We start from the raw sequence: 14387 nt of genomic DNA on the forward strand, positions 1-14387 counted from the left end.
CCGCGGGAGGAGCGGGCCGTCACTTCCGGACGGTTCTTCGCGGCCGTGAGCCGGGCCGTGAGCCGGTTGTCGCTGTCGGCTGGTGGCACGGCACGTCGGTGGCGCCGTCGGTGGTGCCGGTGCCGTTGCCGGTGTGCCGGTGCCCCGGCCGACCGGGCGTCGGGAGCGACGCGCGGCCGACCGGGGTTCCGGGCGCGGGGCTGGGGGCGCGGCTCCGGACGTGGCCCCAGGGCGTGGCATGGGACGTGGGCCCGGGGCGCGGGTCCTCGGATGCGGGACCTGGAGCCTGCCCGTCCCGGGGCCCCGGGACGTGGCCGGGCCGTCCGCCCCCGCCGATTCGTGCCGCCCGGCGGTGGGCTCAGTCCTTCCCCATCGCCTTGCGGACGGCGTCCTTCGTGCGGTCCATCAGGGCCGCCACCGGCCCCGCCGCCATGTTGGCCGCGGCCGACTGCACCCCGGGGTGCGGCCGGGTGGGCGCCATGGCCTCGGCCGCCTTGACGGTCTTGGCCATCGACGCGAGCCCGGCGGTGTCGGTGCTGCGCCGGATGTGGGTGAACTCGTAGCGTTCCTCGGCCCGCGCGTGCTTCTGGACGTCCATGCGCAGTTCGATCAACTTCGGCATGAACGCCGGGTCGTCCGTGTCCATCTCGTCGAGCGCCGCCAGCGTCTCCTTGGCGGCCTTCTCCTCGGCGAGACGGTCCTCGACGACCCCTTCACCACCCGGGAAACCACGCCGGGCGAAGGGGTGCACGACCTCCTGCTCGGCCGTCTCGTGCACGGCCAGCAGCCGCACCAGACGGCGGAAGGCGTCGCGGCGTTCCTCGCCCTGCGTGGCCTCGACCTCGTCGAAGAGGTTGCGGATGTCGCCGTGCTGCCGCATCAGCAGCGCGACCACGTCGTCGTCGGCGGCCCGGTCGTCCCCGGCGTGCGGGGTGGAAAGCTCGGACATGGCGACCCTCACTTCTCCCGCATGGCGGGGTCGGGGTGCTCGCCCTCGGACTGCACGCGGTACTCGCGGCCGAACATCTCGTCGTGCTGGGTCATGACGCGGTCGCTGGGCGCCGCCTCGCCGCCGTGGATCTGCTCCTGCATCGTCTCGAACCGCTCGTGTGCCTCGCGCACGTAACCGGCCCCGAGCGTGGTCAGATCCATCTGGGTGTCCAGCAGCTCCCGGATGTAGGTCTTGTTGGGCTCGAAGGTGAGCACGTTGGGCAGCTCGGGGGCCAGGACGGAGGCCGGGTCGCGGCCGTCGTGCCGGCGCATGAGGTCGCACGCCAGGTGCAGGTGCTCCAGCTCCATGTTCAGGTGCAGCTCCCAGATCGCCTTGACCTTGGGGTCGCTCTCCTGCTCCATGAAGGAGTAGTACAGGTAGCACTCGTTGTACTCGTGGTTGACGAGCTGCTCCCACCACGTCTCACCCGGGTCCACCAGGGACTCGTAGTGGGTGACGTGCTCCTCCTCGATGAGCCCGATCTCCTGGTAGAGCTGACGGGCGATCGGCTCCATGTAGGTGGGGCCGGTGTTCATGTAGAAGTTCATCGTCTGCTGCTCCGCCGACATGATCGTCAGCGCGTGCAGCTTCGACAGCGGGTTCGTCTCGTCCTTGGCGTACGGGTCCCGGACGTTGTCGTACGGGTCTCGGTGGTGGTACCGGGTGGGCCTGCCGGGCATGACCTCGGTCAGGTTGTCCACGATCGACTCCGCCTTGCGGTGCTCGATCATCTCGTACAGGTTCGCGTACCGGTACAGGTGGTCGAAGTCCTCCAGGACGCCGAACTGGTACGCCTGCTTCAGGTACGGGTCCGGCTCCATCCGTGCCACCCACGCCGTCAGGTCCACCGCGACCTGTTCGTACGCGATGGTCGTCTCCAGTACCGAGGACACACCCGGCAGCAGCCAGTTGACGGCCTTCTGCTGCTGCGCCTCGATGTAGCGGACCCGCGCCAGCTGCCGCTTCACCTCGGGGTCGGCCGTGTGGCGGGCCATGTGGTGGCTGAACATGATCGCTTCCACCTCGATGCCGTTCATCGTGATGACGCGGCAGCGGGTGTACGGGTCGGAGCGGTCCGGGTCGATCGGCTCCACGTTCAGTTCACGCCAGCTCCGTAGCTGGCGGTCCAGCGGGATGCCCCGCTGTTCCAGTGGATTGAAGGTCATGGGGGGTGCCTCCTGTGGACGAGGGGGACTCGCGCGCCGCCGGGGTACCCCGTATCGGGCGACCCGCACGCAACGGCACCACAATTGGTTCATCCCCGTCGCTTTCCAGCCACCGCTCACACCCGCGGGTCCCGCAGTTCGCTCGGATGGACGAAGCGGGGGCGAGCCTGTGCGTGACCTTGGTGCCCGGGGAGAGGGGCGGCGCCCCCGCAGCCGGCCTGCGGGGCAGCCCCGCAGGCCGGCTGCGGGGGCCCCCGGGCGGGCAGGGGCGTCGTGCTCCTGTCAGATCCCGGCCGTCCGTTCGATCCCGGTGCCGAACGCCTCGACGCGCTGCCTGTTCACGTCCCCGCCCACGTCCCTGGTCACGTCTCTGATCGGAGGCACGGCGTCCAGTCGCCCGCCTGCCGGGTCCTCCGGCGTCCGGCCGAGGTGCGTCCGGCCGGGGAGGGCGGGGCAGGCGCCGCCGCAGCCCGTCGCCATGACGTGGCCGGACGCCCGGACGCCCGGACGCGCGGACGGCTTCGCCGGGCAGGGTCCGGCCCGGGCGCCCGCGAGGTCGTTGCCTGCCTCCCCCATCGCCTCCACGGCGCGGGGTCGACCCGGTCGCCGGGGTGCGGAGCCCGCGGAGAGCGAACAACCCCGGCGCCGTAGTCGCGGGGGACGGCCGGGTCACGCAACCGTTCGTCCGACCGGACCGGCGACGGATCGGCGGCCGTGCCGCCGTCGATCCGTCGCCGTGGCAGGGGCCGGAGCCCGAGGTCCGGCGGCCGACTGCCCGGCCCGACGGGCTCGCGGGGTCGTCCGTGGAGGCCGGCCGACGGGCTCAGACGGGTACGGCGGGGCGGGGATCACCGTGGAAGACCTGCCGGGTGTGCCAGTCCCGGTGGGCCGCCGCGAGGGGGGCCGTGCCGGGCTGCGGGCCGATGACGGGGCGGCCCGCGAGGGCGGTGACCTGCTCACGCGCGGCGGAGCTGTGGCCGACGAAGCGCTGTGAGACCAGGATGCGCAGGTCGTCCCCCACTCCGAGGACGCCCTTGTCGAACAGCTTGTGGTGCAGGGAGCACAGGCACAGCCCGTTCTCGACCTCGTCGGGCCCGCCGAAGGCCCACCAGCGCACGTGAGCGGCCTCCAGGCCGACGGGCACCGTGCCGGTCACCGTGCCGATCCGGCCGTCGTACCCGCAGAAGGCACAGCGGTACTCGTAGGCCGTCAGCACCAGTCGGCGCATCCGCGGGTCCCGCTGACGGCGCACCGCCGACAGCCGCTCCACCGCGGCCGCCTCCGGCTCCAGCCCGACGGCTTCGCACAGTTCGCCGTGCACGGAGGGCGGGAAGTGCCGGTCGAGCAGCAGACGCGTGATGCGGCCGAGCAGCTCCGGCTCGCGGCGCAGCGCCGCCCTCAGCTCCGGTGCGAGCCGCCCGGTCGCACCCGTCTCCCGCAGGTCGCGCACCCCGGTCCCCGGGCTGCCCGGCCCGCGATCGGTGCGGACCTCCCACACACCGTCGCTGACCAGGTGGTGGAAGGGGTACGCCGGTGTCGTCCGGTGCGGCGGGCCGTACTCGGTCAGCAGCTGCTGGAGATCCTGTTCCACCGCGCTGTACCGCAGGCCCCCGTCGGCGTCGCCGTCGTCCTGCCGGAACCGGCCGAGGGCGTACAGCAGGAGCAGCGGCTTGTGCGGCGCCCGCGTGCCGCTCCGCGTCCACTGCCTGAGTTCCGTGATCCGCTCCAGCCAGTCCATGGCGGCCGATCGTAGACGGGCCCGGGCAACTCTGGGATGTGGAGCGGGAGGTGGGCCGGGAGTTTCGGTGAGCCGGGGCAACTCGTGGTCCATGGCGGGCAGGTGTGCCGGGGCGCGGGGATGAGCCGGGTCAACTCGCATGCTGAGATGGAGAGGTGAGCCGAGTGTGGTGATGAGCCGGGTCGACTCGCAGGTCCTGGCCGAGAGGTGGGTCGGCTGTGGCGAGGGCCGCGTCAACTCGCAGGTCATGGCGGGCAGGTGTGCCGAGCGTGGCGGCGAGCTGGGTCGGCTCGGGGCGTGGCGAGGTGGTGGGCTGAGTCCGACAGACCGTGCGGAACGGGTCACGCCGTCCCGCACCGGCTGCGGAGAAGCTCCACCCCGTCGCCCTCCAGGTCGTCGCAGTACGCCGTCCGTCCGGTCATGGCCATCACCAGGGACAGGGTGGGGCCGCACACCACAGGCCCGGAGCCGGTCTCGAAGGGACCGTCGTCCGCGACGAGTCGCAGGCCGTCGATGCGCCCCTTCGCGACGACCACCAGGTCCGTGCCCCGGTAGTACTCGGCGACCCGTGTGACGACATCGATCGGTACGTCGTGACGGATGCCCAGCGGGCGCCGGATGTCCGCTCCGTGCACGAGCGTCTCGCCCAGCATGGCGACGACCGGCAAGGCGGGCCTGGTCCTGCTCGGGACGGCGCGCCGGAACCGTTCCAGTGTCTCGGCCGGGGTCGCCCCCAGTTGCTCGGCCAGCCGCAGGGCAACCTGCCGGTCGAAGTCGAACCTGCAGCGGATCACCCCCGCCAGCCAGCGGACGAGGCCGAGGCTCGCCCCGGCGGTGAGATGCGCCAGCACCTCGCGCACCGTCAGGCCGACGCAGAGCGAGGGTGTCGCCCACTGCTCGTCGCTCAGGCCGTCGAGGTCGGCTGCCAGTGCCGCTCGCTCCGTGTGGAGGGAGGACCAGATGCCGGCCCCGCGGTCGCCGCGCGCTGTCGGCTTCGGATCGGTCATGGGGTGAGGGCTCCTTCGTCGGTCCCGGATCGGGCCGGGCATGTCCCGCGTCGCCTCGGACCGGCAAGGGGTGAGCACCGGAGTGGGACGCTGCCGAAGAAGACCGGCGCCCGCGGCCGAAGTCATCGCTCGTGAGGACTCGACTTGCCGGCGTGCGGACGCGCAAGGCTGACCGAGAGGTGCCCAGCGGAACGTCCGGGGCTCCGCAGCGGCCTGTCTCCCTACCGGACCCTCGGCCACCCGAGCGGTGCCCCTCACCTCAAGGAACTGATGCCTTTCCCCGGAAAGCATGAGCACTTCGGCCCTTGCTGTCTTCACAGCGCTCACTCGAGAGCTGTCATGGCACTCTTCCGGGGAACGCTCACGCCGTCCGGTACGAACCCGTCATGAGACGCCGACCGACCGACGGCCACGGGCTGAGGCCGTGGCCAGGACATCAGCGGTGTCAATGGCGTTCTGCTCGATTCGAAGGCGGGCCGCAGGTACCGGTAGACCGTGAAGCGGTGGACCGGGGCCCGGAGCCCGTGAGGGGTCTGTCCTTTCCGAAGGGGCAGGGTTTCGGCACCGAACGCCTGGCGCACCGATGAGTTTTCTGCGGTGCGGGCGTCCTATGGGCAGTAAGCACGCCACAGCGAGCGGTACGGCCCCTACGTGAACCGGAGAGAGGAACATGGCAACAGCGCGAAAGCAGCCGGCCGGAGCCGAGGCTCGTGTCATCTCCGCCGATGGCACCCAGATCGCGTTCGAGCAGTCGGGCAGCGGGCCGGCCGTCGTCCTGGTTGCCTCGGCTTTGGCAGACCGCTCGGACACGACCGAACTCGCGGCCCTCCTCGCCCAGCACTTCACCGTCATCAACTACGACCGGCGCGGGCGGGGCGCCAGCGGTGACACCCCTGACTACGCCCCTGACCGCGAGATCGAGGACATCGTCGCGTTGGTCGAACACGTCGGCGGTTCGGCGTCGCTGTTCGGGTCGTCCTCCGGAGCGGTGCTCGCCCTGCGCGCGGCCGCGGCCGGAGTGAACGTCGACCGCTTGGCTCTGTATGAACCGCCGTTCGTGGTCGCCGAAGGCGACGACGGACCGCCCAAGGACTTCGCGCAGCAGATCACCGCGCTCCTTGCGGAAGGCCGGCACGGTGACGCGGTCAAGTACTTCATGACCAGGGTGCAGGGGATGCCCGGCATCGCCGTGTTCTTCATGAGGTGCATGCCGAAGCTGTGGGCAGACCTCACCAGGCTGGCCGGCAGTCTGCCGTATGACATCGCGGTCATGGGCGACACCCAACAGGGCAAGCCGCTCGATGCCGAGGAGTGGAAAGGAGTGGGCGTACGCACCCGCGTGTTGACCGGCGGGAAGAGCCCGGCCGCGTTCCAGCGCGCTGCCCTCGCCGTCACCGAGATCCTGCCGCAGGCCGACCACCGCACCCTGCCCGGACTCAACCATGGGGCCGTCGTCATGGCCCCGAGGAAAATCGCCCCGCAGATCATCGAGTTCATCAACGGATGAGCGTGTCGATCGAGCGGTTCGGCGGTGCTCGGTTCCCCTCCTGGCCCTCGGAGCGGAGCAGCTTCGGCGCTCCCGTCGTGAAGTGCGGTGAGACGGCCTTGCGTTCACTGCGGTCGGCACCCGCTCGCAGCGCGGCGCTCGATGATGACGACCTCGCGTATCTCGCTCATGCCGTCGCCTCCGGCTTCTCCGGGGTGATCTCGGTGATCAGGCCCTCGACCAGCGTTTTTATCGCGTCACGGATGGAGCGGACGGCCTCGATGCCCTGGCCGGCCGGGTCGTCGAGCTTCCAGTCCAGGTAGCGCTTGCCGGGAAAGACGGGGCAGGTGTCGCCGCATCCCATGGTGATGCAGACGTTCGACTCGCGGACCGCGTCGATGGTGAGGATCTTCGGCGTCTCCTTGGAGATGTCGATGCCGACCTCGGCCATGGCCTCGACGGCGGCCGGGTTGACCTGGTCGCCCGGGTTGGAGCCGGCGGAACGGACCTCGACGCGGTCGCCGGCCAGGTGGGTCAGCCACGCGGCGGCCATCTGGGAGCGGCCGGCGTTGTGGACGCAGACGAACAGGACGGACGGCTTGTCGGCCATGGTGATCGTTCTCTCTCGTCGCATGGCGGAATCCAGCCGCCAATGACTTCATCCCCCGCTGATATCAGTGAGTAGTGATGTGAAAGTATCAGTGCATGCTGACTTCAGTCGATCCTGATGTGATCCGGGTGCTGGGTGATCCGCTCCGCTTGAAGATCGTGACCCTGCTGGCGCGCGAGACGCTGTGCACGACGCACCTGGTCGAGGAGACCGGAGCCAAGCAGACCAACCTGTCCAACCATATGAAGGTGCTGCGCGAGACCGGGATCGTGGAGACCGAGCCCTGCGGCCGCTACACCTACTACAAGCTCAGGCCCGAGGTCCTGGCCGGCCTGTCCGAGCAGTTCGCCGAACTCGCCGCCTCCGCCCGTACCGCCGCCGAGAACAAGAGGGCCTGCCCGTGACCTCCGCCGAGCCCACCACCTCCGTGCAGACCGGGGGTGGCGACGACTCGATCGTCAAGAAGCTCTCCACCCTCGACCGCTACCTGGCGGTGTGGATCCTCATCGCCATGGCCGTCGGCCTCGGGCTCGGACGGGCCATTCCAGGGCTGAACGACGCGCTGGCGAAGGTGGAGGTCGGCGGTGTCTCCCTGCCGATCGCGCTCGGCCTGCTGATCATGATGTATCCGGTCCTGGCTAAGGTCCGCTACGACAGGCTGGACGCCGTCACCGGCGACCGGAAGCTGATGATCTCCTCCCTGGTCATCAACTGGATCCTCGGACCTGCGGTGATGTTCGCGCTGGCGTGGATCTTCCTGCCGGACCTGCCCGAGTACCGCACCGGCCTGATCGTCGTCGGCCTGGCCCGCTGCATCGCCATGGTGATCATCTGGAACGACCTCGCCTGCGGTGACCGCGAGGCCGCGGCCGTGCTCGTCGCGCTGAACTCGGTTTTCCAGGTCCTGGCGTTCGGTCTGCTGGGCTGGTTCTACCTCGACCTGCTGCCCGGCTGGCTCGGCCTGGGCGACGGAGAGCACCTGGACATCTCGATGTGGGAGATCGCCCTGAACGTGATCATCTTCCTCGGCGTCCCGCTGCTGGCCGGCTTCCTGACCCGCCGGATCGGTGAGCAGAAGATGGGCCGCGAGGACTACGAACAGCGCTTCCTGCCGAAGATCGGGCCGTGGGCGCTGTACGGGCTGCTGTTCACGATCGTCATCCTCTTCGCCCTGCAGGGCACGACCATCACCTCCCAGCCCCTGGACGTCGCCCGGATCGCCCTGCCGCTGCTCGTCTACTTCGCGGTCATGTTCTTCGGCACCTTCCTGCTCGGCAAGAGCCTGGGGCTCGCCTATGACCGCACCACCACGCTGGCGTTCACCGCGGCGGGCAACAACTTCGAGCTGGCCATCGCTGTCGCCATCGCCACCTTCGGTGTCACCTCCGGCCAGGCACTGTCCGGGGTCGTCGGCCCGCTCATCGAAGTCCCGGTGCTGATCGGTCTGGTCTACGTCGCGCTCGCCTGGCGAAGGAAGTTCGCCGCCGGCACGGTGACGACGGCGCCGTGACGCAGCACACGGATGTGGTGGTGGTCGGCGGCGGCCAGGCTGGGCTCGCCGCCGGCTACCACCTGCGCCGCCAGGGCCTCGACCGCGTGATCCTGGACGCTGACGCGGCACCGGGCGGGTCATGGCAGCACACGTGTGACTCGCTGCACCTCTTCTCGCCGGCGGACCACTCCTCCTTGCCTGGCCGCCTCATGCCCGTCCAGCACGGTGAGACCTATCCGGACGCCGGGCACGTGGTCGACTACCTCACCGACTACGAGAAGCGGTACGGCCTGCCCGTCCAACACGGCACCCAGGTCGACGCCGTGCACCGTGACGGCGACCGGCTCCTGGTCGAGACCGACTCCGGCACCTGGCGGCCCGGACAGTCATCAGTGCCACCGGTACCTGGTCACGGCCTTTCGTCCCCGCCGTGCCGGGCAACACCGATTTCACCGGTCGGCAACTGCACACCGCGAACTATCACCGTTCAGGCGATTTCGCCGGTCAACGCGTCCTCGTAGTCGGTGGAGGGAACTCGGCGCCCAGGTCGCAGCCGACCTCGCACTGGATGACAACGTCGAGACGACCTGGGTGACCCAGCGCGGCTGCCGCAGGCTCCCGTGGGGGCCGACGGTACCCATGCCCACCTCATGATCCGCATCATGCTGGAAGACGTTGCCACCAGCTTCCTGCGCGATTCGGTGGCTGAGGCAGACCGCTTCACGGTGCTGTCCGACTTCGACCGGCTGCCGGTGCCGGCCCGGGCTGAATGGGGTCACCTGCTGTTGGACATGCTCCGTGACGTGCCGGAGGTACCGGATGAGCACTGCAAGTGGCGCTTCCGGCGTCTTCTCGAGGAGGACGGAGCCCGTCAGCTGATCGTGGGCGCGGCCACCCGCTTCGATCCCATCGTCCAGGCTTCCTTCTCCGCGTACGTGCAACTGCGCCACCATGAGGTCACCGCGCGCACTGGCATGGCAGAGGAATCTTCCACGCTCGGAGCCTTGCTCACTCCACGTCACGACGGCGTGCGCCCGTGGGATACCAACGTGGTGCGCGTCCACGGAGACCTGGACCTGTCCGATGAAGACATCCAGGTCTACAGCGAGGTATGGAACCGTGCGGCCGAGGCCGCTGAGTCAGCGTGAGCGACTGAGCCGGGACAGCACGTGCGCGGCATCGCGGCCCCCGCCGCGCAAGGTGTTGGAAGAGAAGCTGCGCTGGAACTCGATCGTCGGACGCACCGCTGTGCCCTCGACGCGCTTCGGCTGCCTGACGGCCCCTGCAGCGCGTGGCGAGGGCAGAAGGCGAATGCTCCGTTGCGAACCATGCCGGTGGGACGGGCGGAGGCGCACCGACCAAGGCCGCAGAAGGGACGATGTCAGATGATGGGGCACGCGTCTGATGGGAACCCGCGTGCTGGGGCCGGAGGCCCCTCCGGCACGGAGGACGGCGCCGGTCCGGACCCAGGCGTCACCGCGAGGCAGGAGCGACGACCGTGACCATCTCGATCACTCACCGGGATCCCGCGGCGCTGGGAGGCTACGGCAGCATTCTCGTGCGTCAGCGCCGGGATCACGCCCGGCTCGACAGGATGATGAACTGCTGGCTGGCCGGGGGCTCGGACGACGAGCTCGACGCCCTGTGGCAGGACATCGTCCAGCTGGTGTTCAGTCACGCCTTCGCGGAGGAGACTGTTCTGTGGCCCGTCCTGCGTCGAGTGGCTCCCGGCGGAGAGGAGCTCACCGGTCGGGTGGAGGAGGAGCACCAGGCGATCAACGAGCTGGTCGCACAGGTCGAGAAGTCGCCCGACGACCCTCGGCGAGCCGAGTGGATCCGGCAGGCGTTCACCCTCATCCGCCAGGACATCCGTGACGAGGAGGACGAGCTGTTGCCCCATCTGCGGGAGGCGTTCGGCGACCGCCGGTTGCGGCGGATCGGCGCTGTGTGGGAGGCGGTTCGGGCGACCGCTCCGACTCGCCCCCACCCCGGCGTCCCGCGGCGCCCGCCGGGCAACGCTGTGCGAGGCGTCCCCCTGAGCCTTTTCGACCGGCTCCGTGACCTCGCACCGGCCGGTGGCTCCGCCGCCCGCCGCGTCGCGTTCACGGCCTTCGCTGCCGCAGGAGCTGCGGCCGCCGTATCCCGCGTGGTTCGTGCCACCGCCCGCCGTCCGAAGGGCCGCTGACGTCGTTCCTGCGGCTGCGGCTGCGGCTGCGGCTGCGGCTGACGGCGGGCGCTTCCTGTCGTCTGCCGGTCGTTGGCACCGCCGCCGGAGCGACCGCCTCACTTGTCGCGATCGTCGGCGGTTCGTCCGTGGCGGGAACCGGTGTACGCAGCGTCGCGGAGGCGTCGCAGCCGTTCGGTGGGGTGCAGGCGGGGCAGGTTGTGCGCGTAGGGGTCGTAGGACACGGTGCGGGAGGCCGGAGCGGGGCGCACCGCCTCCAGGCTCAGGGTGGCGAAGGTGCGCCAGGGCTCGTCCGGTGCCGCCGCCCGCAGGGCGAACCGCACGGGCCGGCGGGCGAGTTCCTGCCACAGAGTCGGCCGCACGTCCTCTCGGCGTGCGTCGGGCTCGTGCACCGGGAAGGCCGCCAGCACCCGTTCGCGATCACCCACCCGGTACGACAACAGGGTCGAGTACGGCCCCTTCAGGGCGTCGGACCGGGGGAGAGGCAGGTGGCGGCCGAACCTGCCGTGGCGGCTGGACGTGAACAGCAGGTCGAGCGCGCTGCCCGGACCGTCGGCTCCCTCGGCGCGCACAGCCAGTCCCAGACCGTCCGGCAGCCCTCGGGGGAGGCCAAGCGCCCGTGACCAGCGCACCGTCACCGGGTAGGAGCCGGATCCGTCCAGCCACGGGACCCCCCACCGGGCCCCCGCGTCGGCGGTGACGGTCAGCGTCCCCGTGCACAGCACCCCGTGGGGGTGCAGGGCCGGCGCCGACCGCCACCGGGCCAGGCGCCGGGCGAGTCCGTGGGCGACGCTACTGAGGATCATGCGGCCCTTCAGGGCTGGGGGCGGATGACGGCGCGTACGCAGCCGTCGGCCTTTTCCTTGAACATGTCGTACGCCGTCGGCGCCTGGTCGAGCGAGAGGCTGTGGGTTGCGAGCTGCGCCGTCTCGATCTCGCCGGCGGCCATCCGCTCGAGCAGCATCGGGATGTAGCGCTGGCCGTGCATCTGGGCGCCGCGCACGGTGAGCCCCTTGTTGATCACGGCGCCGAGCGGAAACTTGTCGACGGCGCCCGCGAAGACGCCCAGGATGAAGACGGTGCCGGCCTTGCGACAGGCATGGATGGCCTGGCGTACGGCGGTGGGCCGGTCGGTCTGCAGGCGCAGCTGCTGCTTGGCCTGGTCGTACAGGTGCATCGGGCCGTCGCTGTGGGCCTCCATGCCCACGGCCTCGATGCACACGTCGGGGCCGCGGCCGCCGGTGCGTTCGCGCAGTTCGGCGGCGACGTCCGTGCTGGTGTAGTCGATGGTCTCCGCGCCGGCGTACCGTTCGGCCATCGCCAGGCGCTCGGGGATGCGGTCGATGGAGATCACCCGCTCGGCACCCTTGAGGACCGCCGCCCGGGCAGCCATCTGCCCCACCGCGCCGCAGCCCCAGACGGCGACCACGTCACCGGGCTTCACCCCGGCCAGGTCGGCGCCCATCCAGCCGGTGGGCACCGAGTCGGAGACGAACAGGGCGCTGGTGTCGTCGATGCCCTCGGGGACCTTGAAGGCGCCGTAGTCGGCGAAGGGGACTCGGACGTACTCGGCGTGGCTGCCGCGCAGGCCGCCCATGGCGTGCGAGTAGCCGAAGATGCCGGCGGTCTCGTAGCCGAAGAGGGCCTGGCCGATGCCCGGGTTGGTGTTGGTGTTGTCGCACAGGGACCACAGGTCGTTGGCGCAGTACCAGCAGCGCCCGCAGCCGACGAAGGAGCAGACGACGACCCGGTCGCCGACCTTGTGCCTGCGCACGGCGGAGCCGGTCTCGACGACCTCGCCGACGAATTCGTGGCCGATCACGTCACCGGCGCGCATCGCCGGGATGTAGCCGCCGATGAGGTGCAGGTCGGAGCCGCAGGTGGTGCCCGCGATCAGCCGCACGATGACGTCCTGGTCGTTGCGCAGCTCCGGATCGGGGACCTGCTCGACGGACAGTTTGTTCACGCCTTCCCAGCACAGCGCCTTCACAGCACTCCCTCCCCACCGGAGCGACGGGTGAACACCTCGACCAGCTTGCCGCCCGGCGTGGGGCGGGTGGTGGGTGGCGCGTCGGGCCACAGCACCTCGCCCGCCTCCAGCAGGGACTTCGCGTCCCGCAACGCGCGCCGCAGCTCCTGCCGTGGGTCCTGTCCGGTCAGCCGCGCGGGTACGGACGTGGACGCGGCGGGCGCGGGCTCCTTGAAGCGCGCGGCCAGTTCCGTGCCGCGGTCGCCCGGTGCCGGCCGGATTCGTACGTCGATCCGTTCCGCCAGCTCGTCCAGGGGCGGCGGCAGCTTCCCCTCCGACCCCACGTCCGTGGGGGGCCGGTTGACCGTCACGGTGAGCCAGCGGTCACCCGCCCGCTCGTCGGCCGGGTGCGTCGGCCGGGACCGCCGTACGGCCGCCGCCCCGGCGGCCGCGACCGGCACCGCCCACCACAGCTTCCTCATCGAACGCCCTCCGCTTCCGGTGGCCCGGCGCTCACCGTCCGGCGCCGGGTTTCCGTAGCCCCGCGGACGAAACGGCCACGGTGACCAAGGCCGGTACTCAACGCTGCCCGCGTCGTCACCCGTCCGACTGGAAGACGGGGCCGTTCGGCCTGCGATCGGCTGGGTGCGGGCGCGGTCCCGTACCGGAGCGAGGTGAGCCGGGGCGCGCTGGGTACTCGCCGCCGCATGATGAAGCGTGCACTGTGGCAGGGACTGCTGGCCGGTACGACCGGAGTGCTGGTGATGACGCTGGGCGAGAAGGCGGAGCAACGTCTGACCGGCCGACCCGACTCCCACGTCCCCGCCCGCACACTGGAACGCCTCACCGGCATGCGGGAGTACTCCAGGCGTCAGCCCGTCCCGGTGAACCTGGCCATGCACTTCGGGCAGGGCGCCCTCCTCGGCGTGCTGCGGTCGGTGATGGCGCACGCCGGGCTGCGCGGGCCCTGGTCGTCGGGGAAGTTCGCCGTCGTCCGGGTCACCAGTGACCAGATCCTGGAAAACGCCACCGGCGTCGGTGCCCCGCCCCAGACCTGGCCCCGCCACGAACTCGCCGTCGACCTGCTGCACAAGACGGTGTACGCCTTCACTACCGGCGCGGTCGCCGACGCCCTGGCCGCCCGGCCGGGCCCCGGTCCCGGGCAGCGGCACGCGGCGATGCGCCCCGGCCGCCGATCCGACGTGGGACCTCTGCCCCGGGGGCGGTGACCGCCACGTGCGCGTGCGCGGCCGCGAGGCGGTCGGGCGGGCGCGGTGTGGCGTGGTCGGTCGCCGGTCGTCTTGGGCACCAGTGCGCTGTACGTCAGGTGCAGGGCGCCCGCGCCGGCCGGCGCGGTGAGCGCCCCCATGGCGGTGCGGGTGGCGCGCGGCCAGAGCAGCTGTGCGGCGGTGAGGGCCGAGGCCACCCAGACGCTCATACAGAACGGGCACGTCACCAGCTCGCCGACCGTGTCCTTGGCGCAATCGGACCGCGCCTCCTCGTGCAGCTCGGCCGGTCCCTCAGGGCCCTGGAACGTGGTGAAGGGAGCCCTCGGCGGACTCGTCACCGACGCCTTGCTCAGCAGCCGGCTCAGCCGGAACGTCGCCACCGCCGTCAGTGCCACGTCCCAGGGCTCGGGCCGGTCCGGCAGCGGACGACCGCGCATCCTGACCACCGCCGCCCACCCCGCCGTGTAGACACCGTGACCCTCCCCGGCAAGCAGAAGGGCGAGGCCCGAAGACC

The 14387-nt window shown here is 71.0% G+C and carries 15 protein-coding genes and 2 pseudogenes; 8 read left to right on the forward strand and 9 right to left on the reverse strand.

Annotation, left to right across the window (positions count from 1 at the left end; translation table 11 throughout):
* Positions 1-358: 358 nt before the first annotated feature.
* From AB0F01_RS05840 to AB0F01_RS05855, 4 genes are all read right to left on the reverse strand, one after another.
* Positions 359-949, reverse strand: a complete 591-nt coding sequence (locus AB0F01_RS05840) for a hemerythrin domain-containing protein (RefSeq protein ID WP_362090360.1) — start codon at positions 947-949, stop codon at positions 359-361.
* 8 nt (positions 950-957) lie between these two features.
* Positions 958-2157, reverse strand: a complete 1200-nt coding sequence (locus AB0F01_RS05845; protein ID WP_362090362.1) for a hypothetical protein — start codon at positions 2155-2157, stop codon at positions 958-960.
* An 823-nt stretch (positions 2158-2980) separates the two neighbouring features.
* Positions 2981-3895, reverse strand: a complete 915-nt coding sequence (locus AB0F01_RS05850) for a phosphorothioated DNA-binding restriction endonuclease (RefSeq protein ID WP_362090364.1) — start codon at positions 3893-3895, stop codon at positions 2981-2983.
* Positions 3896-4236: 341 nt separating this feature from the next.
* Positions 4237-4902, reverse strand: coding sequence for a maleylpyruvate isomerase family mycothiol-dependent enzyme (locus AB0F01_RS05855; RefSeq protein ID WP_362090366.1), 666 nt, complete (start codon positions 4900-4902; stop codon positions 4237-4239).
* Positions 4903-5572: 670 nt separating this feature from the next.
* On the opposite strand from AB0F01_RS05855, the gene AB0F01_RS05860 reads away from it, so the two are divergent.
* A complete protein-coding gene (locus tag AB0F01_RS05860) occupies positions 5573-6409 on the forward strand; it encodes an alpha/beta fold hydrolase (RefSeq protein WP_362090368.1) in 837 nt (278 codons plus the stop codon).
* Between the two features lie 166 nt (positions 6410-6575).
* On the opposite strand, the gene AB0F01_RS05865 is transcribed toward AB0F01_RS05860, so the two are convergent.
* Positions 6576-6998, reverse strand: coding sequence for an arsenate reductase ArsC (locus tag AB0F01_RS05865; RefSeq protein WP_362092419.1), 423 nt, complete (start codon positions 6996-6998; stop codon positions 6576-6578).
* A gap of 95 nt (positions 6999-7093) precedes the next feature.
* Here AB0F01_RS05865 and AB0F01_RS05870 point away from each other — a divergent pair, with 95 nt between their 5' ends.
* The 5 genes and pseudogenes from AB0F01_RS05870 to AB0F01_RS05890 all read left to right on the forward strand — a co-directional run bounded on the left by AB0F01_RS05870 (position 7094) and on the right by AB0F01_RS05890 (position 10675).
* Positions 7094-7402, forward strand: a complete 309-nt coding sequence (locus AB0F01_RS05870; RefSeq protein WP_349791208.1) for a metalloregulator ArsR/SmtB family transcription factor — start codon at positions 7094-7096, stop codon at positions 7400-7402.
* A complete protein-coding gene (gene arsB / locus AB0F01_RS05875; protein WP_362090370.1) occupies positions 7399-8508 on the forward strand; it encodes an ACR3 family arsenite efflux transporter in 1110 nt (369 codons plus the stop codon). Before AB0F01_RS05870 ends, arsB begins: the two co-directional genes overlap by 4 nt.
* A pseudogene (locus AB0F01_RS05880) lies at positions 8505-9093 on the forward strand (FAD-dependent oxidoreductase); the annotation flags it as partial. The gene arsB and the pseudogene AB0F01_RS05880, both read left to right, overlap by 4 nt.
* A 47-nt stretch (positions 9094-9140) precedes the next feature.
* A complete protein-coding gene (locus tag AB0F01_RS05885; protein ID WP_362090372.1) occupies positions 9141-9638 on the forward strand; it encodes a hypothetical protein in 498 nt (165 codons plus the stop codon).
* A gap of 350 nt (positions 9639-9988) precedes the next feature.
* A complete protein-coding gene (locus AB0F01_RS05890; protein ID WP_362090374.1) occupies positions 9989-10675 on the forward strand; it encodes a hemerythrin domain-containing protein in 687 nt (228 codons plus the stop codon).
* 98 nt (positions 10676-10773) lie between these two features.
* Here AB0F01_RS05890 and AB0F01_RS05895 read toward each other — a convergent pair whose 3' ends face one another.
* From AB0F01_RS05895 to AB0F01_RS05905, 3 genes are read right to left on the reverse strand one after another with little or no spacing between them, the layout of a single operon-like run.
* Positions 10774-11481: a phosphodiesterase gene (locus tag AB0F01_RS05895; RefSeq protein ID WP_362090375.1), complete on the reverse strand. Its 708-nt coding sequence runs from the start codon at positions 11479-11481 to the stop codon at positions 10774-10776.
* Positions 11482-11489: 8 nt separating this feature from the next.
* Positions 11490-12665 (reverse strand): zinc-dependent alcohol dehydrogenase, encoded by a 1176-nt coding sequence (locus tag AB0F01_RS05900; RefSeq protein WP_362090377.1) that lies wholly within the window; start codon positions 12663-12665, stop codon positions 11490-11492.
* Positions 12662-13126: a hypothetical protein gene (locus AB0F01_RS05905; protein WP_362090379.1), complete on the reverse strand. Its 465-nt coding sequence runs from the start codon at positions 13124-13126 to the stop codon at positions 12662-12664. Before AB0F01_RS05905 ends, AB0F01_RS05900 begins: the two co-directional genes overlap by 4 nt.
* Before the next feature lie 225 nt (positions 13127-13351).
* Between AB0F01_RS05905 and AB0F01_RS05910 the strand changes: the two genes are divergently transcribed.
* Positions 13352-13873 (forward strand): hypothetical protein, encoded by a 522-nt coding sequence (locus tag AB0F01_RS05910; RefSeq protein WP_362090381.1) that lies wholly within the window; start codon positions 13352-13354, stop codon positions 13871-13873.
* Between the two features lie 149 nt (positions 13874-14022).
* On the opposite strand, the pseudogene AB0F01_RS05915 reads toward AB0F01_RS05910, so the two are convergent.
* Positions 14023-14253: pseudogene (locus AB0F01_RS05915) on the reverse strand (DUF1360 domain-containing protein); the annotation flags it as partial.
* On the opposite strand from AB0F01_RS05915, the gene AB0F01_RS05920 reads away from it, so the two are divergent.
* Positions 14180-14341, forward strand: a complete 162-nt coding sequence (locus AB0F01_RS05920; protein WP_362090383.1) for a hypothetical protein — start codon at positions 14180-14182, stop codon at positions 14339-14341. The pseudogene AB0F01_RS05915 and the gene AB0F01_RS05920 overlap by 74 nt on opposite strands.
* Positions 14342-14387: the final 46 nt, after the last annotated feature.

The sequence above is a fragment of the Streptomyces sp. NPDC029526 genome (genome assembly GCF_040637405.1).
GTDB lineage: Bacteria > Actinomycetota > Actinomycetes > Streptomycetales > Streptomycetaceae > Streptomyces.

What these genes read in the sequence shown, in the direction of transcription:
- AB0F01_RS05840 (WP_362090360.1), bottom strand. Translation starts at nt 949, where the DNA reads ATGTCCGAGCTTTCCACCCCGCACGCCGGGGACGACCGGGCCGCCGAC.
- AB0F01_RS05845 (WP_362090362.1), bottom strand. Translation starts at nt 2,157, where the DNA reads ATGACCTTCAATCCACTGGAACAGCGGGGCATCCCGCTGGACCGCCAG.
- AB0F01_RS05850 (WP_362090364.1), bottom strand. Translation starts at nt 3,895, where the DNA reads ATGGACTGGCTGGAGCGGATCACGGAACTCAGGCAGTGGACGCGGAGC.
- AB0F01_RS05855 (WP_362090366.1), bottom strand. Translation starts at nt 4,902, where the DNA reads ATGACCGATCCGAAGCCGACAGCGCGCGGCGACCGCGGGGCCGGCATC.
- AB0F01_RS05860 (WP_362090368.1), top strand. Translation starts at nt 5,573, where the DNA reads ATGGCAACAGCGCGAAAGCAGCCGGCCGGAGCCGAGGCTCGTGTCATC.
- AB0F01_RS05865 (WP_362092419.1), bottom strand. Translation starts at nt 6,998, where the DNA reads ATGGCCGACAAGCCGTCCGTCCTGTTCGTCTGCGTCCACAACGCCGGC.
- AB0F01_RS05870 (WP_349791208.1), top strand. Translation starts at nt 7,094, where the DNA reads ATGCTGACTTCAGTCGATCCTGATGTGATCCGGGTGCTGGGTGATCCG.
- AB0F01_RS05885 (WP_362090372.1), top strand. Translation starts at nt 9,141, where the DNA reads ATGATCCGCATCATGCTGGAAGACGTTGCCACCAGCTTCCTGCGCGAT.
- AB0F01_RS05895 (WP_362090375.1), bottom strand. Translation starts at nt 11,481, where the DNA reads ATGATCCTCAGTAGCGTCGCCCACGGACTCGCCCGGCGCCTGGCCCGG.
- AB0F01_RS05905 (WP_362090379.1), bottom strand. Translation starts at nt 13,126, where the DNA reads ATGAGGAAGCTGTGGTGGGCGGTGCCGGTCGCGGCCGCCGGGGCGGCG.
- AB0F01_RS05910 (WP_362090381.1), top strand. Translation starts at nt 13,352, where the DNA reads ATGATGAAGCGTGCACTGTGGCAGGGACTGCTGGCCGGTACGACCGGA.